This window comes from Acidovorax soli (genome assembly GCF_014207955.1).
GTDB classification, from domain to species: Bacteria; Pseudomonadota; Gammaproteobacteria; order Burkholderiales; family Burkholderiaceae_C; genus Acidovorax; species Acidovorax soli_A.
On sequence record NZ_JACHLK010000032.1, the window covers coordinates 1 to 25,272 of the forward strand.

Below are 25,272 nucleotides of genomic sequence, written 5' to 3' on the forward strand. Positions count from 1 at the left end.
TCTAAAACTTCGAAAGTTTTTTCAAACCTTCTTCTTCATCCACCCAGATCATCCCAACAAGGACCTCCGTGCAGCGAAGCCCTCGACTATAGCACCACTTGGAGGGCATCGCAGGGAAAACCCGAAGAATTTGCACAACAAGGGCTCTGTCCCGCCACCGCCCCAGCCATCCACCAAGAAGAAAGAGGGCTTGCGCTCTCTTTCTTCTTGTGGCCTGCCGGCCTGGGGGCGCGGGTCACACGCGCCACTTCTCCAGCAGCTTGGCAGGGCTCAGGCTGTCATAGCCTTCAAAGGGCTGGTGGATCCAGGGGTTGGTAGGCAGGAACTCCACCGAGTAATCGGGCGTGAACGTGGACATGGCCTTGGTCCAGATGACAGCACTGCGCAGTTCGGTGATGGGTGCGTAGTTGGTCTTGAGCATGTCGATCACGGCATGCAGGGTGTGGCCAGAGTCGGCCAGGTCGTCCACCAGCAGCACCCGGCCGGCGATCTCGCCCTTGGGGGTGGTGATGAAGCGTGCGATGTCCAGGTGGCCCTGCACGGTGCCGGCTTCGGCGCGGTAGGAGCTGGTGGACATGATGGCCAGGGGCTTGTCGAAGATGCGGCTCAGGATGTCGCCGGGGCGCAGGCCACCGCGCGCCAGGCACAGGATGGTGTCGAACTCCCAGTTCGACTGGTGCACCTTGAGTGCCAGCTTTTCGATCAGGCTGTGGTACTCGTCATAACTGACATACAGGTGTTTGCCGTCTTCGGTCAACATGGGCGGGGCTCCTGGGATGGTGGCTTATGGACAAGAGGATCACACGGCAGCAGCGCCAGAGCAAGCCCTTATCGCGATATAGAGGAAATACGAAAAGAAAGCACTCCGCTGCCCGGCCTTGCTTCGGCCGGGGCAGCGGCGGCAAGGTGGTGCGTCAGCCGGCCGCGTAGGGGTGGCGCATCATGATGGTGTGGTCGCGGTCCGGGCTGGTGGAGATCACGTCGATCGGCACGCCGGTCACTTCCGCAATGCGCTCCAGGTAGCGGCGTGCCGCTTCGGGCAGCTTGGCGTAGTCGGTCACGCCCACGGTGGAATCGCTCCAGCCGGGCAGGGTTTCATAGATGGGGGTGCAGCGGGCGATGTCGTCCGCGCCCATGGGCAGCAGGTCGATCTTTTCGCCGTCGAGTTCGTAGCCGGTGCACAGCAGCAGCTCGGTCAGGCCGTCGAGCACGTCGAGCTTGGTGATGCACAAGCCCGACAGGCCATTGACCTGGGCGCTGCGCTTGAGCAGCGCGGCATCAAACCAGCCGCAACGGCGGCTGCGGCCCGTGGTCACACCCTTCTCGGCACCCACGGTGCTCATGTGGTAGCCAGGCGTGCCGGGCACTTCCCAGTCGAGTTCCGTCGGGAACGGACCGCCGCCCACGCGCGTGCAGTAGGCCTTGGTGATGCCCAGGATGTAGTGCAACATGCCCGGGCCCACGCCCGAGCCGGCGGCGGCATTGCCGGCCACGCAGTTGCTGGAAGTGACGTACGGGTAGGTGCCGTGGTCCACGTCGAGCAAGGTGCCTTGTGCGCCTTCGAACAGCAGGTTGGCGCCGGCCTGGTGGGCTTCGTTCAGCTCGCGCGAGACGTCGGCCATCATGGGCTTGAGCAGCTCGGCATGGCGCATGGCTTCGGCATACACCACGTCGAACTGCACCTTGCCGTCCTGGATGTAGGGCTTGAGCGCATCGCCGAAGACGAACTTGGCCGAGCCCAGGTAGGTGGTGAGCACGTGGTTGTGCAGGTCCAGCAGTTCGCGCAGCTTGGTGGCGAAGCGCTCGGGGTACTTGAGGTCCTGCACGCGCAGCGCACGGCGGGCGATCTTGTCCTCGTAGGCGGGGCCAATGCCGCGGCCGGTGGTGCCGATCTTCTCGGTACCACCCTGCTCGCGCGCAGCTTCACGGGCCACGTCGATGGCAGCATGGAAGGGCAGGATCAGCGGGCAGGCCTCGCTGATGCGCAGGCGCGAACGCACTTCCACACCGGCCTTTTCCAGGCCCTCGATTTCCTCGAAGAGCTTGGCGGCCGACAGCACCACGCCGTTGCCGATGTAGCACTTGACGCCCGGGCGCATGATGCCACTGGGGATCAGGTGCAGCGCAGTCTTCACGCCGTTGATGACCAGGGTGTGGCCGGCATTGTGACCGCCCTGGAACCGGACCACGCCCTGCGCGCTCTCGGTGAGCCAGTCGACCAGCTTGCCCTTGCCTTCGTCACCCCACTGGGTTCCGACCACCACTACGTTGCGACCTTTGGTTGCTTTCATCTCAGACCCAATTCTCAATTGCAAATAACTCGATCAAACAGCCTGCACGACCCACTGGCCCGCAATCTGCACCAGCTCTCGGTCACAGTGGAACTCATCGACTTCGCTCCCATGCCCAGGCAGAACACACACCACCGTCTCGCCCTGGCGGCGCAGTTCGGCGATGGCGGCATTCACGTCGCTCGCTTCGCCCCAGGGCGCGCGGATGGCGGCCTTGAGGGCGCGCGGGGACACCACGCTCACCAGTTGCTTGATGTCCAGGCTGAAGCCGGCCGCAGGCCGGTTGCGGCCGAACACGGCACCCACCTCGTCGTAGCGGCCGCCACGCACCAGCGCGTCGCTGGCGCCCTTGCCATAGATGGCAAAGCGCGTGCCGCTGTAGTAGGCGTAGCCGCGCAGGTCGGCCAGGTCGAAGGTGACCACGGCGCCATCCAGGCGCGATGCCAGCCACTTCAGGTGCGACAGCACCTCGGACACGCCGGCGATGTGCTTCAAGGTCTTGTCGGCTTCGGCCAGCACCGATTCGTCGCCATAGAGCTGCAGCAGCGCCAGCAGGCCCTCGCGCGAAGCGGTGGGGAAATCGCGGGTGAGCGAGGCCAACTCGCTCGCATCCTTGGCCGCCAGCGCCGCATGGATGCGGCTGAGCAGCGGAGCGTCCACCGCCACACCGGCCAGCAGGCGGCGCACGATGCGCACATCGGCCAGGTCGATCGTGGTGTCGCGCACCTCGGCCACGCGCAGGCATTCGCGCGCCAGCTGCAGGGCTTCGAGGTCGGCCTCCAGCCCGGCATGGCCATAGATCTCGGCGCCGAACTGCAGCGGCTCGCGCGTGGCATGGGGGCGGTCGGGGCGGGTGTGCAGCACGGGGCCGCAATAGCACAGGCGCGTCACACCCTTGCGGTTGAGCAAGTGGGCATCGATGCGCGCCACCTGGGGCGTGGTGTCGGCACGCAGGCCCATGGAACGGCCCGACAGCTGGTCCACCAGCTTGAAGGTCTGGAGGTCCAGCGCCTCCCCGGTACCGGTCAGCAGGGATTCGAGGTGCTCCAGCAACGGCGGCATGACCAGCTCATAGCCATAGCAGCGCGCCGTGTCGAGCAGCCCGCGACGCAATTCTTCGATGTGCCGCGCTTCGGACGGCAAGACATCGGCAATGTGATCCGGCAGGACCCAAGCAGACATGGAGAAAAGGGGAGGCTGTTAAAACCGTGATTCTACCGGCACCGGCCAAGCAGCCCAAATCGGGGCCTGCCGCCAGGGGGACCGGGGCGAAAAATCCGGGGGGCTTGCCGTGTCCCATGGGACGGGAGCAGCCCCCACAAAAAAGCGGCAATCCCGCTGTGCAGGATTGCCGCCATCTGCCTTGCCAGGCCGGGCGCAGGGGGCTTACTTGCGCGCGGCGGGCAGCGCTGCCGGGGCCGGCGCGTTGCCGCGGAAGGCCTTGAAGAAGTCGGACGAGGATGGATCGACCACCACCACATCGCTCTTCTTGTTGAAGCTCGACTTGTAGGCCTCCAGGCTGCGATAGAACTGTGCAAACTGGGGATCGCGGCCAAAGGCGTCGGCATAGATGCGTGCTGCCTCGGCATCGCCCTCGCCCTTGAGCTTCTGGGCATCGCGGTAGGCATTGGCAATGGCGATTTCACGCTGGCGGTCGGCATCGGCGCGGATCTTTTCGCCCTCGGCGGCACCGGTGGAGCGCAGCTCGTTGGCCACGCGCTTGCGCTCGGCTTCCATGCGGCGGTACACCGACTCGGTGATGGCCTCGACGTAGTCGACGCGCGTGATGCGCACGTCCACCACGTCCACACCCCAGGGCTTGGCGCCGCGCACGGCTTCGAGCACCTCGCGCTTGACGTCGGCCATGAGCGCCTCGCGCTTGAGCGACAACAGCTCCTTCACGGTGCGCTTGTTGATCTCTTCCTGGAAGGCATTGCGCACCACGCGGTTGAGTTGCATGGCGCCCGCGCTTTCGTCCAGACCCACGTTGCGGATGTACTGGGTGGGCTCGGAGATGCGCCAGCGCACGTACCAGTCGATCACCACGCGCTGCTTCTCGGCCGTCAGCATGGGTTCGGTATCGGGGCTGTCCAGCGTGAGCAGGCGCTTGTCGATGTAGGTCACGTTCTGGAACGGCGGCGGCAGTTTGAAGTTCAGGCCCGGCTCGGTGATCACTTCCTTGATCTGTCCGAGCGCGTAGAGCACGCCGAACTGGCGCTGGTCGACCACGAAGAGCATGGAGCTCATGAGTGCAAGCACCACCAGGAGGGTGGATGCGATAAATCCGACTCTGTTCACGAGCTGCTCCTAGCGGGATTCACGTTCGCGGGTGCGACTGCTGTCACGCGCCCGGGGGTCATTCGAAAAAGTGGAGGTCGGTGGCAAGGTCGGTGCCACGGTCGATGCGGCGTTGGCCGGCGGCGACTCCAGCGAGGCAGGCGTGTTGCTGCTCACGCTCTGCATGATCTTGTCCAGCGGCAGGTACAGCAGGTTGGAGCCCTGGCGCGAATCGACCAGCACCTTGGTCACGTTGCCGTAGATCTGCTGCATGCTCTCCAGGTACATGCGGTCACGCGTGACCTGGGGTGCCTTCTGGTACTCGGCCAGCACGGACGAGAAGCGTTGCGCATCACCCTGCGCCTGCGCCACGATGCGGGCCTTGTAGGCCGCAGCCTCTTCGTTCAGGCGCGATGCCGAGCCCGCGGCACGCGGGATCACATCGTTGGCATAGGCCTGCGCATCGTTCTTGGCGCGCTCGCGCTCCTGACCGGCCTTGAGCACGTCGTCGAAGGAGGCCTGCACCTGCTCGGGCGGGCGCACGCCGCCCTGCTGCAGGTTGATGCCCACGACCTCGACCCCGACCTTGTAGCGGTCCAGGATGGTCTGCATCAGCGTGCGCACGCGCGGGGCGATCTGGTCGCGCTCCTCGGCCAGGGCCGTGTCCATGCGCATCTTGCCCACGACTTCGCGCACCGCCGTCTCGGCGGCCTGCACCACGGCGTCCGAGGGGTTCTTGCTCTCGAACAGCCAGGCACGCGCATCGCTCAGGCGGTACTGCACGGCGAACTTGATCTCGACGATGTTCTCGTCCTCGGTCAGCATGGCCGACTCGCGCAGGCCCGTGCTCTTGATGATGTTGTCACGGCCCACATCGGCCGAGCGGATCTGCGTCACGAACACCAGCTCATGGCGCTCGATCGGGTACGGCAGGCGCCAGTTGAAGCCCGCGCCCACCGTGCTCTTGTACTTGCCGAACTGCGTGATCACGGCCTGCTGGCCTTCCTGCACGATGAAGAAGCCCGTGCCCATCCAGATCACGAAGACGATGCCGGCGATCAGGCCCACGCCCACACCTGCACTCTTCATGTCGGGCGGCTGGAAGCTGCCGTTGCCGGAGCCACCGGCCCCACGCCCGCCGCCGCCCTTGCCGCCAAACAGGCCGCCGAGCTTGCGGTTGAGGTCGCGCCACAGTTCGTCCAGATCCGGCGGCTGGCCATTGCCCTGGCCCTTGTTGTTGGTCTCGCGCCCGCGGTTGCCCGCAGGGGGCTGCGCCGGCTGGCGGTCGTCCGGGCGAGCGCCATCGTCCGACTTGTCCTCGCCACGGCCCCAGCGGGGGTCGTTCAGATTGAACATGCCCCGGATACGTTCTGGCAGCGAAGCCCAGCGTAGGGTGCGATTTTGGAAATTCATGCGCAAAGTCTCTGGTTCTCTGGTGGCATCGATCAAAACGGCATTGTGCCCAATCAGTCCTCTTGGGCCTGCAATGGGGCAGCTTCAGCTGGGGTCATGTCTTCCTGGGCTTCCAACACCCGCGCGGACAGCGCGCGGCGCAGGTTGTCGAGCCCCTGTCCGGAGCGTGCACTCACGAACAGGCGGGGCACCATCTGGCCCTCCACCTCGTACTGGTCTTCGAGCAGCGCAGGCTGCTGCCCGGCATCGAGCGCATCGAGCTTGTTGAACACCAGCAGTTGCGGAATGTCGGCCGCGCCGATCTCGTGCAGCACGCGCTGCACCTGGTCCATCTGCTCGGGGAAATGGGGGTTGGAGGCATCGACCACATGCAGCAGCAGGTCGGCATCGACCGCCTCCTGCAGCGTGGCCTGGAAGGCATCCACCAGGCCGTGCGGCAGGTCGCGGATGAAGCCCACGGTGTCCGACAGCGACACCGAGCGCCCCGCGTCGCCCAGGTAGAGCTGGCGCGTGGTGGTGTCGAGCGTGGCGAACAGCTGGTCGGCCGCATAGGCACGCGCCTTCACGAGCGCATTGAACAGCGTGGACTTGCCCGCGTTGGTGTAGCCCACCAGCGAGATGGTGAAGGTGTCGCGTCGGTCACGTTGGCGGCGCTGCGTGGAGCGCTGGCGCTTGACCTTGGACAGCCGCTCGCGCGTGCGCTTGATGGCCTCGCCGATCATGCGGCGGTCGAGTTCGATCTGCTTTTCGCCCGGGCCGCCGCGCGCGCCGATGCCGCCAGTCTGGCGCTCCAGGTGCGACCAGCGGCGCACCAGGCGCGTGCTCAGGTACTGCAGCCGGGCAAGCTCGACCTGCAGCTTGCCCTCGTGGCTGCGCGCGCGCTGGGCGAAGATTTCGAGGATCAGGAAGGTGCGGTCGGAGACGGGCAACTCCAGGTGCCGCTCCAGATTGCGCTGCTGCGCGGGGCTGAGCGACTGGTCGAACAGCACTTCCACCGCGCCGTGCATCTGCGCCAGGGTGCGGATTTCATCGGCCTTGCCGCTGCCCACGAACAGGGCGGCATCGGGGGCCTTGCGCTTGCAGGTCAGGCGCGCAACGGGGTTGAGCCCCGCGGTCTGCGCGAGCAGGCCCAACTCTTCGAGTTCGCCGTCGAAATGGGGAAGACCGAAGTCCACCCCCACCAGCAGTACCGAAGCGCCCCCCGCGCCAGAAGATGCGGGGGTGCTCAAAGCGGATGGCCTCCGCCCATGACCATCAAACCCAGGATTGAATGCTGAACTGGATGCCGCAACTCAGTTGCCGGCGCCGTCTGCATCAGGGGTTTCGGCCGTCGAGAAATTGACCGCGCGGCCCGGCACGATGGTGGAGATGGCATGCTTGTAGACCATCTGCGTGACGGTATTGCGCAGCAAGACCACATACTGGTCGAACGACTCGATCTGCCCTTGCAGCTTGATGCCGTTCACCAGGTAGATGGAAACGGGCACATGCTCCCTGCGCAGTGCGTTCAGGAAAGGATCTTGCAAAAGTTGGCCTTTATTGCTCACGATATTCTCCGTGTTCAAAAATGTTGTTGTAAACCACCACCTTACCACAGCAAAGTCGGAGTTTTGCCGCGTGATGGCATGGCCTTTCGCCAACCCGGCCTTTCTTCACGCCGGGCCGTGGTGCTTTGCAGGGAATGCCCCGGAAGCGGGCCCCACAGAGGAAACAGTTGGTTACCTTAAACCACCCGCAACAGGGCATGCGCCGCGGCCCCTGCGCAGTCGGATCCCTCTCACCGGGGCCCGCTGCGGCAGCCGGGTCAGCCCTCGTCCTTGTCCACGAAGGGGTTGTGCGAGGTCTTGACCTCGATGCGCAGCGGCGTACCCACCAGGTCGAACTCCTTGCGGAAGCGCCCTTCGAGGAAGCGCTTGTAGGCATCGGTCACATGCTCCAGCGAGTTGCCGTGGATCACGATCACCGGCGGGTTCATGCCGCCCTGGTGCGCATAGCGCAGCTTGGGGCGGAACATGCCCGAGCGCTTGGGCGCCTGGAACTGCACGGCCTCCAGCAGCAGCCGGGTGAGCACGGGGGTGGACATCTTGCAGGTGGCCGCCTTGTGCGCCTGCACGATGGAAGTCCACAGCGGGCCCAGACCCTGGCGCTTCTTGGCCGAAATGAAGTGCATGGCCGCGAACTTCAGGAAGGACAGGCGGCTTTCGATGGAGCGCTCCAGCAGCGTGCGCTGGTACTCGTCCACGGCATCCCACTTGTTCACGGCCAGCACCACGGCACGGCCGCTTTCCAGGATGTAGCCGGCGATGTGCGCGTCCTGGTCGGTCACGCCTTGCGTGGCGTCGAGCAGCAGCAGCACCACGTTGGCCGATTCGATGGCCTGCAGTGTCTTGACCACCGAGAATTTCTCGATGGCTTCGAACACCTTGCCCTTGCGGCGCAGGCCGGCCGTGTCCACCAGCTCGAAGCGCTGGCCATTGCGCTCGAAGGGCACGGTGATCGCATCGCGCGTGGTGCCTGGCATGTCGAACGCGACCAGGCGCTCCTCGCCCAGCCAGGTGTTGATCAGCGTGGACTTGCCCACATTGGGGCGGCCCGCTACGGCGAGCTTGATCACGCTCTTGTCGCCCGAGGCATCGTCTTCATCGGGCTCGGGCAGGTTCAGCGGCTTGAGCGCCAGGTCCACCAGGCCACGGATGCCCTGGCCATGCGCGGCCGACACGGGCAGCACCTCGCCCAGGCCCAGCTCGTAGAACTCGGCCAGCTGGATGCCCTCGACCATGCCCTCGGCCTTGTTGGCCACCAGCACGCAGGGCTTGGACAGACGGCGCAGGTAGTTGGCGATGTCGTGGTCCTGCGCCGAGACACCGGCGCGCGCATCCACGACGAAGATGACCACATCGGCCTCGGCCACGGCCTGCTGCGTCTGCTTGGCCATCTCGCGGTAGATGCCGCTGGAGGCATCGGGCTCGAAGCCCCCGGTATCGATGACGATGTACTCGTGCTTGCCCTGCTTGCCATTGCCGTAGTGGCGGTCACGCGTGAGCCCGGCGAAGTCCGCCACGATCGCGTCGCGGGACTTCGTCAAGCGGTTGAACAGCGTGGATTTACCGACATTCGGCCGCCCCACGAGGGCGATGACTGGCTTCATTGAATACAACCTATCCTTTTTTCACTGCGCTGGCTACTACTCTGGCCGGTAGCCGAGCACCGCACCGTTGCGCGTCACGACGACCAGGGTGTCTGCCGCCGCCACAGGACGGGCGGCAATGCCCGAACCATCGGTGGTCAGGCGGTTGAGCGGCGCACCATCGGCGCGCGAGAGCAGGTGCACCAGACCGGTGTCGTCGCCCACCACCACCGAGCGGCCCAGCAGCAGGGGCGAAGTCAGCTTGCGGTGCTTGAGGCGTTCCGTGCCCCACAGGCGCGTGCCGTCGTTGCGGTTCCAGGCCACCAGCGAGCCATTGCTCTCGGTGCCGAAAATGGCGTCCTTGTCGCCGTCGATGCCTTCGGCACCGGCTGCGCGCTGGGTCCAGGCCACGGAGCCGCGCGCCGTGTTGACGCAGCCCACGCCGGACTGGAAGGCACGTGCGCAAACCGAGTCCCCCACGCGGCTGGCATTGCCCACCAGGTCCACCAGGCGCTCGACATCGTTGGTGCCGCGCGAGCTGGCCAGCGGAGCCTCCCAGCGCACACTGCCGTTGTCGGGGTTCAGGCCCACCAGGCGGCCGGACAGCCCCACCACGAGGGTGTCCCCCACGGCCAGCAGCACGCCATCCTGGCGCAGCACCAGGGGCTCACCGGGGCGTGGCTGGGTCCACAGGCGCTTGCCCGTGGCCGCATCGAAGGCGATCACGGTGCGGTCGGCCGCCAGCACGAACACGCGGCCACCGGCCACCAGCGGGGCGGTGAAGACCTGCGAGGCCATGGGCTGGCGCCAGCGCTCGCGGCCGGCATCGATGGCGATCAGCGCATTGCTGCGCGCCACCACGGCCGCCAGCTTGCCATCGCTGCCCACACCGGCCGACAGCGGCTCGGCCAGGGCCAGGCGCCACACATCACCACCCGTGCGGGCATCGATGGCGGCGACGGTGCCGTCGGCGGAGGCCAGCATCACGGTGGAACCGCTCACCTGAACCGTGAGCGACAGGCTGGCCACCGCGCCGACCTTGCTGGTCCAGGCCTGGCGCACGCCGAGCACGGGCACATTGGCACCCAGATCGGCCGGCACGGGCTTGGACGAGCCGCCCCAGAACGAACCGCCCGGCATGACCGAGCAACCAGCCAGTGCGGCCGCCAAGGCCAGCACGGTCAGGCCACGGGCCGGGAGCGAAAGCTTGCGCGCGCTCATTTGGCCGCCTCGGCCGCTTTGGCGGCAGCCACGGTTTCTGCGGCGGGGTTGGCACCCAGCGCATTGAGCTTGACCTCGACCAGGCGGCGGTATTCCACGTCCTCGCTCATGGCCTTGTAGGCCTTGGCGTACTGGGCCTGGGCTTCGCTGCGCTTGTCCTGCAGCATCAGGATGTCGCCGCGGTGGTCGGCAGCGACACCGTCGAAGGCCGCGGGCAGCGAACCCGACAGCTGGGCCAGCGCTTCGTCGTACTTCTTCTGTTCAGTCAGCACAGCCGCCAGGCGCAGCTTGGCCAGGGCCTTGAAGCCGTCGTCGCCGGCGTTCGCAGCCACCCAGGCCAGCACTTCGCGCGCCTCATCGGGCTTGGCAGCCTCCACGAGGCCGCGGGCCACCAGGAAACCGGCCTGCGCCGCCTGTGGCGTGCCGGCATAGTTGGCCTTGAGGTCGCCAAAGGCCTGCTCCACGCGCGCCTGGTCCTTGCCCCGGTTGGCCACGTCGACCGCATCGAACAGTGCCGCCGCCTTGGTGGCCTGGCGGCTCTGCCAGTACTGGTAACCGTTCCATGCCGCCAGCGAACCGCACACCACGATCAGCACGCAGCTGATGAGGGTTCCCCACTGGTTCCAGAAATGCTTGAGCTGGTCCAGTTGTTCCTGCTCTTCGAGGTCTAAGTGATTTGCCATGGAGGTTGGTTAAGAATTAACGGTTGGATTGTAGGGTGGCGGCCCAATCGGCCACCTGGGCGAGCGGTTGCTCCACCTGGGCACCGCCTGCGCCATCGCGCAACGACTTCACGGTGACAGTGCCGCGGGCCAGCTCGTCGTCGCCAAACACCAAAGCATACTGCGCCCCGCTGCCATCGGCCTTCTTGAACTGGGACTTCATGCTGCCCATGCCTTCGCTGGCCGTGGGAGCGCCGTGCATCTGCACCTGCACACCCGCGGCGCGCAGTTGCTCCAGCACACGGATGGCGGTCGGCAGGGCGCTGCGGCTGGGGATGACGGCATAGGCATCCGGCACCAGCGCGGGTACCTGGGCGCCCTGCTCCTTGACCAGCTCCAGCACGCGCTCCACGCCCAGGGCCCAGCCCACGGCGGGCGCGGGCTTGCCGCCGATCTGCTCGATCAGGTAGTCATAGCGGCCGCCGCCGCAGATGGTGCCCTGCGAGCCCAGTTGCTCGGTGATGAACTCGAACACCGTGAGGTTGTAGTAGTCCATGCCGCGCACCAGGCGCGGATTGACCGTCCAGGCCACACCGTTGGCATCCAGGATGGCCTTGACCGCATCGAAGTGCGCCAGCGACTCGGCACCCAGGAAGTCGATGAGACGCGGCGCGGCATTCACCAGCGCCTGCATGGCAGGGTTCTTGGTGTCCAGGATGCGCAGCGGGTTCGCGTGCAGGCGGCGGCGCGCCTCTTCATCGAGCTGGTCGATGTTCTGCTCGAAGTAGGCGATGAGCGCCGCGCGGTGGGCCTTGCGCTCCTCGGGCTGGCCCAGGCTGTTGAGCTCCAGGCGCACGTTGGCAAGGCCGATGTCCTTCCACAGCGCATTGGCCAGCAGGATCAGCTCGGCATCCACCTCGGGGCCGCCAAAGCCCAGTGCCTCGGCGCCGATCTGGTGGAACTGGCGGTAGCGGCCGCGCTGCGGACGCTCGTGGCGGAACATGGGGCCCATGTAGTACAGGCGCTTGCCACCCTCGTAGAGCATGGAATGCTCGACCACCGCGCGCACCACGCCGGCCGTGGCCTCGGGTCGCAGCGTCAGGCGCTCGCCGTTCAAACGGTCTTCGAAGGAGTACATCTCCTTTTCGACGATGTCGGTCACCTCGCCCAGGCCGCGCACGAACAGGGGCGTGGGCTCGACGATGGGGGTGCGCATGTTGCGGTAGGCATAGCGCGCCATCAGCTGGCGCACCTTGTCCTCCAGCCACTCCCAGCGGGCGGAGTCGGGGGGCAGGATGTCGTTCATGCCCTTGACCGCGACCAGCTTCTCAGGCTTGGCGGCGGCAGCGGCGGATACGTCTTTACTCACGGCAATGGGCTTCCATTTGGATAGGGATACGGGAGGCGGCTCCAGGGAGGCGCCTCGCTGGGCCGGTCAGGCCCGTCGGGTGCGATTGTCGCAGGGGCGTCGGCCGCCCGGTCAGGCCAGCGCGCCGTCGGGCGTGCTGGCTGCCGCGGCGGCCACCGGATGGGTGCCGCCAAAGCGCTTTTCGATGTAGTTCTCGACCACCTGGTGGAACTCGTTGGCGATGTTCTCGCCGCGCAGGGTCATGGCCTTCTCGCCATCGATGAACACCGGGGCCGCTGGCGCCTCGCCGGTACCGGGCAGGCTGATGCCGATGTCGGCGTGCTTGCTCTCGCCCGGGCCGTTGACGATGCAGCCCATGACCGCAACCTTGATCTTCTCCACGCCCGGGTACTTGACGCGCCAGACCGGCATCTGCGCGCGCAGGTAGTCGTCGATCTGCTTGGCCAGCTCCTGGAAGGTGGTGCTGGTGGTGCGGCCGCAGCCGGGACAGGCCGTCACGCTGGGCACGAAGACGCGCAGGCCCAGCGACTGCAAAATCTCGGAGGCCACCACCACCTCTTGCGTGCGGGCCTCACCCGGCTGGGGCGTGAGGGACACGCGAATCGTGTCGCCAATGCCTTCCTGCAGCAGGATGGACAGCGCCGTGGCCGAGGCCACCGTGCCCTTGGTGCCCATGCCGGCCTCGGTCAGGCCCAGGTGCAGCGCGTAGTCGCAGCGCTGCGCCAGCGCGCGGTAGACGGAAATCAGGTCCTGCACGCCACTGACCTTGCACGACAGGATGATCTGGTCGCCGTTCAGGCCCATTTCTTCGGCGCGGCGCGCCGACTCGATGGCCGAGGTGATGAGCGCCTCGTACATCACCTGGCGTGCCTCCCAGGGCTGGGCGCGGCGGCTGTTGGCATCCATGAGCTGGGCCAGCAGTTCCTGGTCCAGGCTGCCCCAGTTCACGCCAATGCGCACGGCCTTGTCCCAGCGGATGGCGGCCTCGATCATCTGGCCGAACTGGCGGTCGCGCTTGTCGCCCTTGCCCACGTTGCCGGGGTTGATGCGGTACTTGGACAGCGCCTGTGCACAGTCCGGATAGTCGGTCAGCAGCCGGTGGCCGTTGAAGTGGAAGTCCCCCACCAGCGGCACGGTCTCGCCCATGCGGTCGAGCTGCTCGCGGATGTAGGGCACGGCCTGGGCCGCCTCGGGCGTGTTGACCGTGATGCGCACGAATTCGGAGCCCGCCTGGGCCAGCTCCTTGACCTGGATGGCGGTGCCGATGGCATCCACCGTGTCGGTATTGGTCATGGACTGCACGCGCACCGGCGCGTCACCCCCGACCGTGACCACTCGCGAGCCCCAGACCACACGGGCCTGGCGGGAACGCCGGGGCGCGGGCTGGGCAATGGCCACGGGGGCCAGGTCGATCAGGGACTTGTCCACTTATTTCACCTCAAAGCGCGCAACATTCTCGCGCGAAACGGTGGTCAGCGCGAAGGGCTTGCCACGCACGAACACATCGGTCACATCGGCCCGCCCGACCACCACCGCCAGGGGCAAGACCCCCGAGACCGCCACGGACTCTCCTTGCGCAAGATTCTTCTCCAGCGCAATGGTTCCCTTGGCATCACGCACCTGCACCCACGAGGCGCCGCGCGCGCTCAGGGTCAGCACGCTGGACGCCGAAACGGCCACCGCCGCGTCGGAGGCCGCCGCCACAGGCGCGGCCGGGGCTGCGGCACTGGCAGCCACCGAGGGGGCCGCCGCAGGCGCCGGAACGGCAGGTGCAGGCGCCGCCACCGCGACGGAAGCCGGAGCGGAGGGGCTTGCCACACCGGGAGTGGAGGCCGCGGCCACCGGGGGCTGGGGTTCCTGGGCGGCGACGGGTGGCGGCGCCGACGGCTCGTCCCCCGCACTGATGCCGAACGGGTTGCGGTCTGCCGGCACGAACATGATGGCCAGGGCTCCCGCCAGCAAGGCCAGCACCACCACGGTGATGGCCCAGGACTTCTTGCCGCCCGACGATGCCGGGGCGAAGGAGCCATTGCCGGCGCTGGAGCTGCTGCCCTTGACCGGCGCGTTGATGCCGGCATGGCCGTCAGCCAGCCGCGGGCTCTTGCTCTGCGGCAGCAATGCCAGAATGGGCGCCGCATCGATCTTGAGGGTGCGGCACACGCTCGAAGCCAGTGCGCGCACGAACACCGTGTCGGGCAGGGCCGCGAAATTGTCGGCCTCCAGGGCCTCCAGCTTGGCCACCGGCACCTTCAGTGCCACGGCCAGCGCAGCGATGTGCAGGCCCGCCTCCAGCCGGGCCTCGCGCAGCAGTGCCCCTGCCGTTCGCCCTTGCACGCCCCCTGGTGCCTCTTCTTCGTGCACCGAAACCCCTGCCACCGAATCACTCATTGAAAGCCCCACGCTGATAGGCACCCGTCTCACGCGCCTCCGGGAAACGCCTGCGCAATTGATCGCCCAGTTGGCGCATGGCGACCGTGTCGCCCAGGCCATGCTCCACCTTGATGCCCAGCCACAGCGTTTCCGCATTCGAGAACTCGCTGTTGTTCAGGCGGCGGATGTAGAACTGCGCCCGCGTGAGCTCATTGCGGCGCATCAGCAGATTGGACAGGTGGTAGCCCACCACCGGGTTGGAGGCATCGAGCTCGTAGGCCTTGAGCAGCGATTGCTCGGCCTCGGCCGTCTGGCCGGCTTCCACCTGGCACAGGCCGCGAGCCATCAGCGTCTTGCCACGCGCGGTATAGGCCGGGTTGGCCAGCGCCGTCACGAAGCTCTGGTCGGCCTCGGCGTACTTGCGCTGCTGGCATTGCAGCCAGCCCAGGTTGTGCAGCAGATTGGGGTCATTGGCGCGCAGGCCAAGCGCGCGGCGGAAGCTCTCTTCGGCCTGGCCGAATTCATTGAGCCGCAGGTAGATCAGGCCGCGCAGGTTGAAGGCGTCGGAATAGGTGGGGTCGGCCACCAGGGCCTGCTTGACCTCGTCCAGCGCCACCGTCGTCTGGCCGTTCTCGAAGTAGTTGGTCGCCAGCTCCAGGCGGATGCGGGCGCGGCGGCGCGCCTCGGGCTCATCGGAGGGGGTGAACACCGCGGCATTGGCCTGGCTGGCCGACGTACCGCCAGCGCTGTTGTTCGCGCAGCCCGAAAGCCCTGCCACCCCAGCTGCCACCCCACAGGCCAGAAGCGCAAAGCGGCCCATGCGCTGCCAGCGTTCAACCAATCCCACCATGTAGAGCCTCCTTCAAGTTTGTTGTGTCAGGTCACCGGTTTGAGTGCGATTGTGCGCTGCTTGGCCATGCGTTCCGCGGCTTTCGTGCGATCTTTCACATCACCGGCCAGTTGACCGCAGGCGGCATCGATGTCGTCGCCGCGCGTCTTGCGCACCGTGGTCACGATGCCTGCGTCGCTCAGCAGTTTGCCAAAGGCCTGCACCTGCGCATGTGAAGAACGCAAAAGGCCCGACGCGGGGAACGGGTTGAACGGGATCAGGTTGAACTTGCAGCGCACGCCCTCGCCGCGTGCGGGCTTCACGAGGGCTATCAGCTGCTGCGCATGCTCGATCTGGTCGTTGACCCCGTCCAGCATGCAGTATTCGAAGGTGATGAAGTCGCGCGGCGCGTGTTCCAGGTAGCGGTTGCAGGCCGCCAGCAGCTCTTCGATCGGGTATTTGCGGTTCAGCGGAACCAGGTTGTCGCGCAGCGGATCGTTGGGCGCATGCAACGAAACGGCCAGGGCCACGGGGCAGTCCTGGGCCAGCCGGTCGATCATGGGCACCACACCGGAGGTGGACACCGTGACGCGGCGGCGCGACAGCCCGTAGGCATGGTCGTCCAGCATCACGCGCAGGGCCGGCACCAGGGCCGAATAATTCTGCAGGGGCTCGCCCATGCCCATCATCACCACGTTGGAGATGATGCGCTCGTCCCTGCCCAGGCGCTTGCGCAGCGCATGCTCGGCAAACCACAGCTGGGCCACGATCTCACCGGTGGTGAGGTTGCGGCTGAAGCCCTGGTGGCCGGTGGAGCAGAAGCGGCATCCCACGGCACAGCCGGCCTGGGAGGAAACGCACAGCGTGCCGCGGTCGTCCTCGGGGATGAAGACCGCCTCGACCGCATTGCCATCGCCCACGTCGAACAGCCATTTGACAGTGCCGTCCGCCGAGACATGCTCGGTGATGACCGGCAGGGCCTGCACATGCGCGCAGCCCTTGAGCTTGTCGCGCAAGGCCTTGGCCAGGTCGCTCATGGCATCGAATTCGTGCGCGCCACGCTGGTGGATCCAGCGGAACAGCTGGGTCGCGCGAAAGCGCTTCTCGCCCAGCTTTTCGCAGAAGGCGGCCAGACCGTCGAGGTCGAACTCGAGCAGGTTGGTCATGGTCGCACTGGTTGCCGCTGCCTTGGCGGCAGGTGCGGCAAGCACAGCGGAGGTATCGGTCGTGGTCGTCATAGCGGCGTCCCTTCGGGTAACCGCTCGCAGTCGTCCCCATGGTGCGGCCGCCCCACCGGGGTGGGCTCAAGCATGGGGACCACCATCTCAGCGGGAGTAGATGTTCAGGCCGGGGAAGAAGAAGGCCACTTCCACGGCAGCCGTTTCGGCAGCGTCCGAACCGTGCACGGCGTTGGCGTCGATGCTGTCGGCGAAGTCAGCGCGGATGGTGCCGGCGTCAGCCTTCTTGGGGTCGGTGGCGCCCATCAGTTCGCGGTTCTTCAGGATGGCGTTCTCGCCTTCCAGGGCCTGGATCATCACAGGGCCGGAGATCATGAAGTCCACCAGGTCCTTGAAGAAAGGACGGGCCTTGTGCACGCCGTAGAACTGCTCGGCTTCCAGGCGCGACAGGTGCACCATGCGGGCAGCCACGACCTTCAGGCCGGCAGCTTCGAAACGGGCGTAGATCTGGCCGATCACGTTCTTGGCCACTGCGTCAGGCTTGATGATGGAGAGGGTGCGTTCGATTGCCATGGTGATTTCCTGATTGGATTGATATAAACGATGCGAATTCTTTTGCCCACCGGACAAAACCCTCGATTCTAACCGTGCGAGGGTAGCCCTTGTAAATCAACGGCCTCGGCCACCCCGGCGCGAGCCGCCCCCCCCGCCCGGGCCGCGCTGGGCCTGGCGGTGGCGCGACAGGCTGTCGGAGCCGATGTAACCCACCGAGGTCTTCATCGGATCGGGCTGGGCCGAGCCGCGCGGGCGATCGTCGCCATTGCCGTTGCCACGGCCGCCCCCACCGCCATCGCGGCGGGGCTTCTGGCCGCGCGGGCCATTGCCAAAGGCATTGGCACCTGGGGGCTGGTCGCGGCGGCTGCCGTCGCCGCGCGGGCCGCCACGGCCGCGGTTGTTGCCGCGCTGCTTGCCCTGGCCTTGGCCACCACTCTCGCCGGCCGCGCCTTCGGGGCGCCCCTGGCCCGGTTCACGGCCACCGCCGGCAGCCTGGGCCAGCGCGCGGATATCGCCCTCGTCGAGCTCCAGCCAGGCACCGCGCTTGAGGCCGCGTGGCAGCACCATGGCACCATAGCGGATGCGGATCAGGCGGCTGACCGCATGGCCCACCGACTCCAGCATGCGGCGCACCTCGCGGTTGCGGCCTTCGGAGATGGTGACGCGGTACCAGCAGTTGGCCCCCTCGCCGCCGCCATCCTCGATGGAGCCGAAGGCGGCCATGCCGTCGTCCAGGCGCACGCCTTCGATCAGCTTTTGCTTCTCTTCGTTGCTCAGGGCGCCGAGCACGCGCACGGCGTACTCGCGCTCCAGGCCGAAGCGCGGGTGCATGAGCTTGTTGGCCAGCTCGCCCGAGCTGGTGAAGAGCAGCAGGCCTTCGGTGTTCAGGTCCAGCCGGCCCACGGACTGCCACTTGCCCTGGGGCAGGCGCGGCAGCTTGCGGAACACGGTGGGGCGGTTTTGCGGGTCGTCGTGCGAGACCACTTCGCCCACGGGCTTGTGGTAGGCGATCACACGCGCGGGTGGCGGGTCGATGCGGAAGCGGATGGGCTTGCCATTGACCTTGATCTGGTCGCCGAACTGGATGCGCTGGCCGATGTGGGCCGGCTCGCCGTTGACCGAGATACGCCCCTCCAGAATGAGCTGTTCCATCTCCAGGCGCGAGCCCAGGCCGGCCTGGGCCAGCACCTTGTGCAGCTTGGGGGTCTCCACCTGGGGCAGCAGCACGCGCTTGAGGGGCGCCGCCTCGTCGGACTCCTCGTCCGCATCGAACTGGCCGGACACCACGTCCTCGAACTGGTAGCCCGGCACGCCGCCGCGCTGCGGCTTGCCGCCCTTGTGGCCCTGGTGGCCACCCTTGCCGCCAGCGTCCCGGGCGCCGCCCCGCCCGGCGCCCTTGTTGCGGTCCCGGCCGTCCCTGCGCGCCTGCGCCTCGCGCGGCCCGCCCGGCTCCTCCCCGCTGGCAGCCTCTGCCGCCGCAGGGGCCTCGGCCACCGCCGCATCGCCATAAATGCGCGCACCAGGCGCACGGTCGACCAGCACCGCCGGTGCCGTCGGCACCGCAGGCTCCGGAGCCACCACGACAGCTTCGGCCACGGCCTCCGGCACCGCGACAGGTGCAGCCAGGGGCAATTCGTCCTGCACCGCCAGCTGGGGGGCTGGCACCTGGGGCAGTGCATCGGCCACCGGCTCGACCACCGCCTTGGGTTGGCGCGGCTTGCGGGGCTTCTTCACCGCAGCGGGCGGCTCCTCGGCAGGCAGCGGTGCCGCCTCGACCGGGGCCACGGCATTGGCAGCATCATCGGCCGCGGCAGGCACCGCCTTCTTGCGCGGAGCGCGGCGTGGCTTGGCAGGGGGGGTGGCAGCCTCGGCACCGAGGGTGGCGGGGTCGGGGGTCGTCGAATCGTCGTTCATGAAAGCTTTCCCTGGACGCCCTGTGGGGCATCGTCATCATCGTCGCGGGGAGCATCCTCGTCCCGCTCCGTCTCGTTCAAATTGTCTGCACCCGAAGCGGTGCTTGCCTGGGCCGCAGCGTCGCCGGCCACCAGATGGCTGTCGGGATCGAGCCGTACCGGCTCCTCCGATTGCACAGCCGCCCCATCCACAGCCCCATCGGAGGCATCGTCCGGCAGCAAGACCTCGGCCGCCTCCAACGCCCACGCGGCCGCGGCTGCCACCAGCCCATCGTCATCATCATCGTCGTCGCCGTGGTCATCGGCATCCCCATCCGGCGCCGCCTCCCCCTCCAGACCTGCGAGGGTCTGCTGAACAGGCTCGACCTCGGCCGAAGTCTCGGTCTCGGTCTCGGTCTCGGTCACGGCCACGACATCGGCCGGCTCGCCGATGGCTGGCACCGGGGCATCGCCCGCGGGTTGCTCCGCATCCTCGTGCGCGGCGCCCTCTTCCTCGATCACTCCCTGCCCCTGCGCGGCGGCCGCCATGGCCTCCAGCACATTGGCATGGCCCGAGGCGTCCTCCAGCATGGGCAACTGGTCCAGCGAGGCCAGGCCCAGGTCATCGAGGAACTGGCGCGTGGTGGCAAACAGCGAAGGCCGGCCCACCGTCTCGCGGTGGCCGATCACCTCGACCCAGCCGCGGTCTTCGAGTTGCTTGATGATCAGGCTGTTGACCGTCACCCCGCGGATGTCCTCGATGTCCCCGCGCGTCACCGGCTGGCGGTAGGCAATGATGGCCAGCGTCTCCATCGTGGCACGGGTGTACTTGGGCGGCTTCTCGGGGTGCAGCCGATCCAGGTACTCGCGCATCTCGGGCCGGCTCTGCAGGCGCCAGCCCGTGGCCACCTGCACCAGCTCCACCCCCTTGTGGGCCCAGTCGCGCTGCAGGTCGAGCAGCAGCAGCTTGAGCGTGTCCGAGCCCAGGGCGTCATTGAACAGCACCCGCATCTCGCGCAGCGGCACAGGCTGCTGCGCGCAGATCAGGGCAGTCTCAAGGACCCGTTTGGCATCCACCGTGTTCATGGTTCAGCGATTCCGGGAAAAAAGCGGCACGTGTCGTGACAGGGGCCGCACCAGCAGCAGGGATTCATTCAATCAAGGGGCGCATACTGCGCGGCCGCTGGCGCGACACTGGGGGCCCGGCGGGATTCCGTCTTCGGGTTCGGGGCGCGGTGCGCGCGCCCGGGGCCGGTCAGGCCTGGAAACACAGATACCTGGGTTTCACTGCGCGCCATTGTAGCGCAGGCCCCAGAAAGACAGTGCATCGACCATGTCCTGGGGCACCGGCGCGTGCAGTTCCAGTGGCCGCCCCGTGACCGGGTGCGCGAACGCCAGGCGAAAGGCATGCAGCGCCTGGCGCTGCAAGGCCCCCACCGGCGTGCCGCCATAGAGCACATCAGCCACCAGCGGGTGGCCGATGGACGCCATGTGCACGCGGATCTGGTGCGTGCGCCCGGTGTGCAGCGTGCACTCCACCCAGCAGCCCTCGTCCACCCCGCCGAGCAACCGGAAATCCGTGCGCGCCGGCTTGCCCGCCTGGCTGGCCAGGTCCACCACGGCCATGCGCAGCCGGTTGCGCGGGTCGCGGCCGATGGGCCGCTCCACCGTGCGCTGGGCAGCGCCGGCCCAGGGCTTGTGGGCCAGGGCCACGTACTGGCGGCGCACGGTGCGTGCAGCGATCATGGCCACCAGGGCGTCCATGGTGGCGCGCTCGCGCGCCACGACCATCAGGCCGCTGGTGTCCTTGTCCAGCCGGTGCACGATGCCTGCGCGCGGCACCAGCAGCGCCTTGGCGTCGCGCGCCAGCAGGCCGTTGAGCAGGGTGCCGCTCCAGTTGCCAGGGGCCGGGTGCACCACCAAGCCCGCAGGCTTGTTGACCACCAGCAGGTGCTCATCCTCATACACCACGTCGATGGCCATCGCCTCGGGCCGAAAGGCCTGGCTTTGCTGCGTGGGGCGCATCTCCAGGGCCAGGCCGTCCCCGGCCTTGACCTTGAGCGAGGGCTTGGTGGCCGGCTGTCCGTTGACCCGCACCAGCCCCTGGGCCAGCAACTGCTGCAGGTAGCTGCGCGAGAACTCGGGCACCAGCTCGGCCAGGGCCTTGTCCAGGCGGGCCGCATGCTGCGCTGCACCCACCTGCATCTGGCGCACCTCGGCTTCGTCAGAGCCACCCGCCTCTTCGCTGGCCCACTCCTCGTCAGGGCTGCCAGGCTGGCCAGATTCAGGGGCTTGCGCGGGCGCCACCACCACCGCGCTCAACGCGCCGACAGGTAGCGCGCGGGATCCACCGGCTTGCCGTTGCGGCGGATCTCGAAGTGCAGCTTCACGCGGTCGGCGTCGGTGCTGCCCATCTCGGCGATCTTCTGGCCCTTGCGCACGGACTGGTCCTCCTTGACCAGCAGCGTCTGGTTGTGCGCATAGGCCGTGAGGAAGGTGTTGTTGTGCTTCAGGATCACCAGGTTGCCGTAGCCGCGCAGGCCGGCACCGGAGTAGACCACGCGGCCGTCCGCAGCCGCCAGCACCGCATCGCCGGCCTTGCCGGAGATGTCGTAACCCTTGTTGCGGGCTTCGTCAAAGCCGGCCAGCAGCGAACCCGAGGCGGGCCAGATGAAGTTCAGCTCGTCCTCCCCCGCGCTCGGCGCCGGTGCGGGTGCTGCGGCCACCGCGGGCGCAGGCGTGGCCGGCTTGGCGCCGCTGGCACCGGAGGCGGGCGGCAGCGGGGTGGCCGTCGGTGTCGACGGCGTGATGGTCGTGGAGGTCACCGGGCGCGTGACCACGCCGGTGTCGGCCGCGATCACGGGGGGCGGGGTCGCGCCAGGCGCGATGACGCGCAGCACCTGGCCCACCTCGATCAGGTTGGCGTTCTCCAGGTTGTTCCAGCGCGCGATGTCCTTCCAGGCCTGGCCGTTTTCCAGGCCGATGCGGATCAGGGTGTCGCCGGGCTTGACGGTGTAGTAACCGGGCTTGCCGGCGTTCTCTGCGCCGGGCAGGGGCTTGACGGGCGCGGCCACCACGCCAGGCTGCGCGCCGGAGGGTGGCAGCGTGTTGTTGGCATACGTGCCCCGGTCTTCCACAGGCGCCTTGGTCATCCGGGTTCCACAGCCCACCAACAGCAACGCCACGGTAAACCCTGCAACAAGACCACGCGATACCAACATAAGCAATTTCCCTTCAGGCAATCCCCGATTTTAGAGGGACAAAGTGAACCGGTTCGAGCACGCTTTGTTTCAACCCGTGTGGGGTCTTGTCAATCACCAGCAGCACCTGCTGGCCGCCGGTGAGCGCCATGGGCGCCACCAGCCGCCCGCCCACCGCCAACTGATCGCACCACTCCTGCGGCACGGCATCGCCGCCGGCCGCGGCAATGATGGCCGCATAGGGCGCGCCCTTGGCATAGCCCAGCATGCCGTCGCCCAGCATCAGGTGCACATTGGCCAGGCGGAACGGGCGCAGGTTGTCGCGCGCCTTGTCGTGCAGCCCGCGCAGGCGCTCGATGGTGTAGACCTCACGCGCCAGCTGGCCCAGCACAGCGGCCTGGTAGCCGCAGCCGGTGCCGATCTCCAGCACCCGGGCGAGGCCGCCGCCGGCGCGGGCGCTCTCGGCGGACAGCAGCAGCTCGCACATGCGCGCCACCACGCTGGGCTTGGAAATCGTCTGCCCCAGGCCGATGGGCAGGCTGGTGTCTTCGTAGGCCTGGTTGACCAGGCCGCTGTCCACGAAGCGGTGGCGCTCGACCGTCGCCATGGCCTGCAGCACGGCGGGCGAGGTGATGCCCCCGGCCGCGAGCTTCTGCACCATGCGGTTGCGCACGGCCGCCGAGTCGAGCCCCACGCCCACGGCCGTGGCCGCTGGCACCCAGGGGCCGGCCCCGCCCCCTGCACCCCGGGAGGTGCTCGACCCTGTGCTGCCCGCACCCGCCCCCGCGGGGCGCGGCGCGGGCGCCCCGCTCCCCGGAAGCCTGGCGGGAAAGCCCGGACGCCGCTGCATCACATGCCCGCCGCGAGCTTCGAGGCGGTCTGCGCCCAGTAGCCCAGGTTGTCGTGGTCGGTCAGGTCCACCTTGAGCGGGGTGATGGCCACATGCCCCTGCGCCGTGGCATGGAAATCCGTGCCTTCGGCATCGTCCTTGGCCGCACCCGCGTTGCCGATCCAGTACATGGCCTCACCGCGCGGGCTTTCCTGCACGATCACGCGCTCGGCCGCATGCCGGCGCCCCAGGCGGCACAGTCGGATGGGCTTGAGCGCCGCCAGTGGCATGTTGGGGATGTTCACGTTGAGCAGCCAGGGGGTCTCGCCCACCAGGTTCTGCTGGCGCATCTGCTCCACGATCTCGCGCGCCTTGGCCGCCGCCGCCTCGATCTCGCCCCAGCCCTTGTCGACCTGTGAGAACGCAATCGCCGGCACCCCGAACAGGTAGCCCTCCATGGCGGCCCCCACGGTGCCCGAGTAGATGGTGTCATCGCCCATGTTGGCGCCATTGTTGATGCCCGAGACCACCAGGTCGGGCCGGTAGCCGAGCAGCCCCGTGAGCGCGATATGCACACAGTCGGCCGGTGTGCCATTCACATAGCGAAAACCGTTGGCCGACTGGTGCACGGACAGGGGCGAATGCAGGGTCAGCGCGTTCGATTTGGCACTGTTGTTGTGCTCGGGCGCGACCACTTCCACCTCCACACCGGGCAAGGTCTTGAGTGCGCCGTGCAGCGCCACGATGCCGGGGGCCTGGAAGCCGTCGTCGTTGGATATCAGGATCTTCATGGAACAGGGATGGTTTGCCCCGGATTGTAGGACGCGGTCGGTGACAGGCCTTCCGGTCGCTCGGGGGACATCACCCATGCAAAAGGCGCGCCTATCATCCGGCGCATCACTGACTGGAGACTTTTCCCATGCACGCTTGGCTCTGCACCAACCCCACCGGCGTCGAGGCCCTGGCCTGGACCGAACTGCCCACGCCCACGCCCAAGGCGGGGGAGGTGCTGATCGAGATCAAGGCCGCCAGCCTGAACTTCCCCGACCTGCTGATCGTGCAGAACAAGTACCAGATGAAGCCGCCCCTGCCCTTCGTGCCCGGTTCGGAATACGCCGGCGTGGTGCAGGCCGTGGGCGAAGGCGTGACCCACCTGAAGGTGGGGCAGAGCGTGGCCTGCCTGTCGGGCACCGGGGGCTTCGGCACCCACACGATCGCGCCGGCGGCCCTGTGCATGCCGCTGCCCCCCGGCTTTGCGCATGTGGATGCGGCCGCCTTCATCATGATCTACGCCACGTCCTACCACGCCCTGGTGGACCGGGCCCAGCTCAAGGCCGGTGAGACGGTGCTGGTGCTGGGCGCCGCCGGCGGCGTGGGCACGGCGGCCATCCAGATCGCCAAGGCCATGGGCGCGCGCGTGATCGCCGCCGCCTCCAGCGACGAGAAATGCGCGCTGTGCACCTCCATCGGGGCCGATGCCACCATCAACTACGGCAAGGAGAACCTGCGCGAGGCCATCAAGGCCCTGACCGACAGCAAGGGCCCCGATGTGATCTACGACCCCGTGGGCGGCGACTTCGCGGAGCCGGCCTTCCGCTCCATCGCCTGGCGCGGGCGCTACCTGGTGGTGGGCTTTGCCTCGGGCCCCATCCCGGCCCTGCCGTTCAACCTGGCACTGCTTAAGGGCGCCTCCATCGTGGGCGTGTTCTGGGGCGATTTCGCCAAGCGCGAGCCCAAGGCCAATGCCGCCATGATGGGCGAGCTGGCCCAGTGGTACGCCCAGGGCAGGATCAAGCCCGTGATCGACCGCACCATGCCCATGGCCGAGCTGCCGGCCGCCTACGCCCACATGGGCTCGCGTGGCGTGATGGGCAAACTCGTGATGGTGAACTGAAGTGAAACACCCCCTTGTATCCTTAAAACATTGAAGTTCAGGACAAGGTAATGGGAAGTTGTCCACAGCCCGATTCCCCCTCTGGGAGCACAGCATCCCGAGACTCAGCAGGTGGCGTGGACAGCTGACCGTTTGCAAGTAGCCCGAACAGTTGCTGGTTGGCAA

At 67.5% G+C, this 25,272-nt stretch carries 23 protein-coding genes; 1 reads left to right on the plus strand and 22 read right to left on the minus strand.

The genetic code is table 11. The features are described from left to right. Positions 1-235 precede the first annotated feature (235 nt). The 22 genes from HNP48_RS34285 to surE form a co-directional block, all read right to left on the minus strand. Positions 236-760, minus strand: coding sequence for a phosphoribosyltransferase (locus HNP48_RS34285; protein ID WP_184865961.1), 525 nt, complete (start codon positions 758-760; stop codon positions 236-238). A gap of 154 nt (positions 761-914) precedes the next feature. After that, positions 915-2,291 (minus strand): adenylosuccinate synthase, encoded by a 1,377-nt coding sequence (locus tag HNP48_RS34290; RefSeq protein ID WP_184865963.1) that lies wholly within the window; start codon positions 2,289-2,291, stop codon positions 915-917. Between the two features lie 33 nt (positions 2,292-2,324). Next, entirely contained in the window at positions 2,325-3,473 is a 1,149-nt protein-coding gene (locus HNP48_RS34295) for an ATP phosphoribosyltransferase regulatory subunit (RefSeq protein WP_184865965.1), read from the minus strand. 204 nt (positions 3,474-3,677) lie between these two features. After that, positions 3,678-4,589 carry a protease modulator HflC gene (gene hflC / locus HNP48_RS34300; RefSeq protein WP_184865967.1) on the minus strand — a complete coding sequence of 304 codons (912 nt, stop codon included), beginning with the start codon at positions 4,587-4,589 and terminating at the stop codon, positions 3,678-3,680. Between the two features lie 9 nt (positions 4,590-4,598). Continuing rightward, entirely contained in the window at positions 4,599-5,981 is a 1,383-nt protein-coding gene (gene hflK, locus HNP48_RS34305) for an FtsH protease activity modulator HflK (RefSeq protein ID WP_184865969.1), read from the minus strand. A gap of 53 nt (positions 5,982-6,034) precedes the next feature. Next, positions 6,035-7,210 carry a GTPase HflX gene (gene hflX, locus HNP48_RS34310; RefSeq protein ID WP_184865971.1) on the minus strand — a complete coding sequence of 392 codons (1,176 nt, stop codon included), beginning with the start codon at positions 7,208-7,210 and terminating at the stop codon, positions 6,035-6,037. A gap of 63 nt (positions 7,211-7,273) precedes the next feature. Beyond that, positions 7,274-7,528: an RNA chaperone Hfq gene (gene hfq / locus HNP48_RS34315; protein WP_007848873.1), complete on the minus strand. Its 255-nt coding sequence runs from the start codon at positions 7,526-7,528 to the stop codon at positions 7,274-7,276. Between the two features lie 257 nt (positions 7,529-7,785). Continuing rightward, positions 7,786-9,129: a ribosome biogenesis GTPase Der gene (gene der / locus HNP48_RS34320; protein ID WP_184865973.1), complete on the minus strand. Its 1,344-nt coding sequence runs from the start codon at positions 9,127-9,129 to the stop codon at positions 7,786-7,788. A 36-nt stretch (positions 9,130-9,165) separates the two neighbouring features. Next, on the minus strand, positions 9,166-10,329 hold the full coding sequence (bamB, locus tag HNP48_RS34325) for an outer membrane protein assembly factor BamB (protein ID WP_184865975.1): 1,164 nt from the start codon (positions 10,327-10,329) through the stop codon (positions 9,166-9,168). Continuing rightward, complete coding sequence (locus tag HNP48_RS34330; RefSeq protein ID WP_184865977.1) at positions 10,326-11,012, minus strand: tetratricopeptide repeat protein; 687 nt, start codon at positions 11,010-11,012, stop codon at positions 10,326-10,328. Before HNP48_RS34330 ends, bamB begins: the two co-directional genes overlap by 4 nt. 16 nt (positions 11,013-11,028) lie before the next feature. After that, positions 11,029-12,297, minus strand: coding sequence for a histidine--tRNA ligase (hisS, locus tag HNP48_RS34335; protein ID WP_221480460.1), 1,269 nt, complete (start codon positions 12,295-12,297; stop codon positions 11,029-11,031). Between the two features lie 174 nt (positions 12,298-12,471). Next, positions 12,472-13,788 carry a flavodoxin-dependent (E)-4-hydroxy-3-methylbut-2-enyl-diphosphate synthase gene (gene ispG / locus HNP48_RS34340; protein WP_311773892.1) on the minus strand — a complete coding sequence of 439 codons (1,317 nt, stop codon included), beginning with the start codon at positions 13,786-13,788 and terminating at the stop codon, positions 12,472-12,474. Further along, the gene (locus HNP48_RS34345) at positions 13,789-14,748 is read right to left on the minus strand and encodes a helix-turn-helix domain-containing protein (RefSeq protein ID WP_184865981.1); all 960 of its coding nucleotides are present in this window, start codon (positions 14,746-14,748) and stop codon (positions 13,789-13,791) included. Then, positions 14,741-15,580, minus strand: coding sequence for a type IV pilus biogenesis/stability protein PilW (gene pilW, locus HNP48_RS34350; protein WP_184865983.1), 840 nt, complete (start codon positions 15,578-15,580; stop codon positions 14,741-14,743). The genes HNP48_RS34345 and pilW overlap by 8 nt, the downstream gene beginning before the upstream one ends. 26 nt (positions 15,581-15,606) lie before the next feature. After that, entirely contained in the window at positions 15,607-16,725 is a 1,119-nt protein-coding gene (gene rlmN / locus HNP48_RS34355) for a 23S rRNA (adenine(2503)-C(2))-methyltransferase RlmN (protein WP_184866011.1), read from the minus strand. Between the two features lie 159 nt (positions 16,726-16,884). Continuing rightward, positions 16,885-17,310 carry a nucleoside-diphosphate kinase gene (ndk, locus tag HNP48_RS34360; RefSeq protein ID WP_184865985.1) on the minus strand — a complete coding sequence of 142 codons (426 nt, stop codon included), beginning with the start codon at positions 17,308-17,310 and terminating at the stop codon, positions 16,885-16,887. A 96-nt stretch (positions 17,311-17,406) separates the two neighbouring features. Beyond that, positions 17,407-19,206 (minus strand): pseudouridine synthase, encoded by a 1,800-nt coding sequence (locus HNP48_RS34365; RefSeq protein WP_184865987.1) that lies wholly within the window; start codon positions 19,204-19,206, stop codon positions 17,407-17,409. Further along, positions 19,203-20,270: an SMC-Scp complex subunit ScpB gene (gene scpB, locus HNP48_RS34370; RefSeq protein ID WP_184865989.1), complete on the minus strand. Its 1,068-nt coding sequence runs from the start codon at positions 20,268-20,270 to the stop codon at positions 19,203-19,205. Before scpB ends, HNP48_RS34365 begins: the two co-directional genes overlap by 4 nt. A 198-nt stretch (positions 20,271-20,468) precedes the next feature. Continuing rightward, on the minus strand, positions 20,469-21,506 hold the full coding sequence (locus HNP48_RS34375; protein ID WP_184865991.1) for an RluA family pseudouridine synthase: 1,038 nt from the start codon (positions 21,504-21,506) through the stop codon (positions 20,469-20,471). Continuing rightward, positions 21,503-22,405 (minus strand): peptidoglycan DD-metalloendopeptidase family protein, encoded by a 903-nt coding sequence (locus HNP48_RS34380; RefSeq protein WP_184865993.1) that lies wholly within the window; start codon positions 22,403-22,405, stop codon positions 21,503-21,505. Before HNP48_RS34380 ends, HNP48_RS34375 begins: the two co-directional genes overlap by 4 nt. A gap of 13 nt (positions 22,406-22,418) precedes the next feature. Further along, positions 22,419-23,234 carry a protein-L-isoaspartate(D-aspartate) O-methyltransferase gene (locus HNP48_RS34385; protein ID WP_184865995.1) on the minus strand — a complete coding sequence of 272 codons (816 nt, stop codon included), beginning with the start codon at positions 23,232-23,234 and terminating at the stop codon, positions 22,419-22,421. Continuing rightward, positions 23,234-24,004, minus strand: a complete 771-nt coding sequence (surE, locus tag HNP48_RS34390; protein WP_184865997.1) for a 5'/3'-nucleotidase SurE — start codon at positions 24,002-24,004, stop codon at positions 23,234-23,236. The genes HNP48_RS34385 and surE overlap by 1 nt, the downstream gene beginning before the upstream one ends. A gap of 128 nt (positions 24,005-24,132) precedes the next feature. Between surE and HNP48_RS34395 the strand changes: the two genes are divergently transcribed. Continuing rightward, positions 24,133-25,107 (plus strand): NADPH:quinone oxidoreductase family protein, encoded by a 975-nt coding sequence (locus HNP48_RS34395; protein WP_184865999.1) that lies wholly within the window; start codon positions 24,133-24,135, stop codon positions 25,105-25,107. Positions 25,108-25,272: the final 165 nt, after the last annotated feature.

What these genes read in the sequence shown, in the direction of transcription:
- HNP48_RS34285 (WP_184865961.1), bottom strand. Translation starts at nt 760, where the DNA reads ATGTTGACCGAAGACGGCAAACACCTGTATGTCAGTTATGACGAGTAC.
- HNP48_RS34290 (WP_184865963.1), bottom strand. Translation starts at nt 2,291, where the DNA reads ATGAAAGCAACCAAAGGTCGCAACGTAGTGGTGGTCGGAACCCAGTGG.
- HNP48_RS34295 (WP_184865965.1), bottom strand. Translation starts at nt 3,473, where the DNA reads ATGTCTGCTTGGGTCCTGCCGGATCACATTGCCGATGTCTTGCCGTCC.
- hflK (WP_184865969.1), bottom strand. Translation starts at nt 5,981, where the DNA reads ATGAATTTCCAAAATCGCACCCTACGCTGGGCTTCGCTGCCAGAACGT.
- der (WP_184865973.1), bottom strand. Translation starts at nt 9,129, where the DNA reads ATGAAGCCAGTCATCGCCCTCGTGGGGCGGCCGAATGTCGGTAAATCC.
- bamB (WP_184865975.1), bottom strand. Translation starts at nt 10,329, where the DNA reads ATGAGCGCGCGCAAGCTTTCGCTCCCGGCCCGTGGCCTGACCGTGCTG.
- HNP48_RS34330 (WP_184865977.1), bottom strand. Translation starts at nt 11,012, where the DNA reads ATGGCAAATCACTTAGACCTCGAAGAGCAGGAACAACTGGACCAGCTC.
- hisS (WP_221480460.1), bottom strand. Translation starts at nt 12,297, where the DNA reads ATGAACGACATCCTGCCCCCCGACTCCGCCCGCTGGGAGTGGCTGGAG.
- HNP48_RS34345 (WP_184865981.1), bottom strand. Translation starts at nt 14,748, where the DNA reads ATGAGTGATTCGGTGGCAGGGGTTTCGGTGCACGAAGAAGAGGCACCA.
- pilW (WP_184865983.1), bottom strand. Translation starts at nt 15,580, where the DNA reads ATGGTGGGATTGGTTGAACGCTGGCAGCGCATGGGCCGCTTTGCGCTT.
- rlmN (WP_184866011.1), bottom strand. Translation starts at nt 16,725, where the DNA reads ATGACCAACCTGCTCGAGTTCGACCTCGACGGTCTGGCCGCCTTCTGC.
- ndk (WP_184865985.1), bottom strand. Translation starts at nt 17,310, where the DNA reads ATGGCAATCGAACGCACCCTCTCCATCATCAAGCCTGACGCAGTGGCC.
- HNP48_RS34365 (WP_184865987.1), bottom strand. Translation starts at nt 19,206, where the DNA reads ATGAACGACGATTCGACGACCCCCGACCCCGCCACCCTCGGTGCCGAG.
- scpB (WP_184865989.1), bottom strand. Translation starts at nt 20,270, where the DNA reads ATGAACACGGTGGATGCCAAACGGGTCCTTGAGACTGCCCTGATCTGC.
- HNP48_RS34380 (WP_184865993.1), bottom strand. Translation starts at nt 22,405, where the DNA reads ATGTTGGTATCGCGTGGTCTTGTTGCAGGGTTTACCGTGGCGTTGCTG.
- HNP48_RS34385 (WP_184865995.1), bottom strand. Translation starts at nt 23,234, where the DNA reads ATGCAGCGGCGTCCGGGCTTTCCCGCCAGGCTTCCGGGGAGCGGGGCG.
- surE (WP_184865997.1), bottom strand. Translation starts at nt 24,004, where the DNA reads ATGAAGATCCTGATATCCAACGACGACGGCTTCCAGGCCCCCGGCATC.
- HNP48_RS34395 (WP_184865999.1), top strand. Translation starts at nt 24,133, where the DNA reads ATGCACGCTTGGCTCTGCACCAACCCCACCGGCGTCGAGGCCCTGGCC.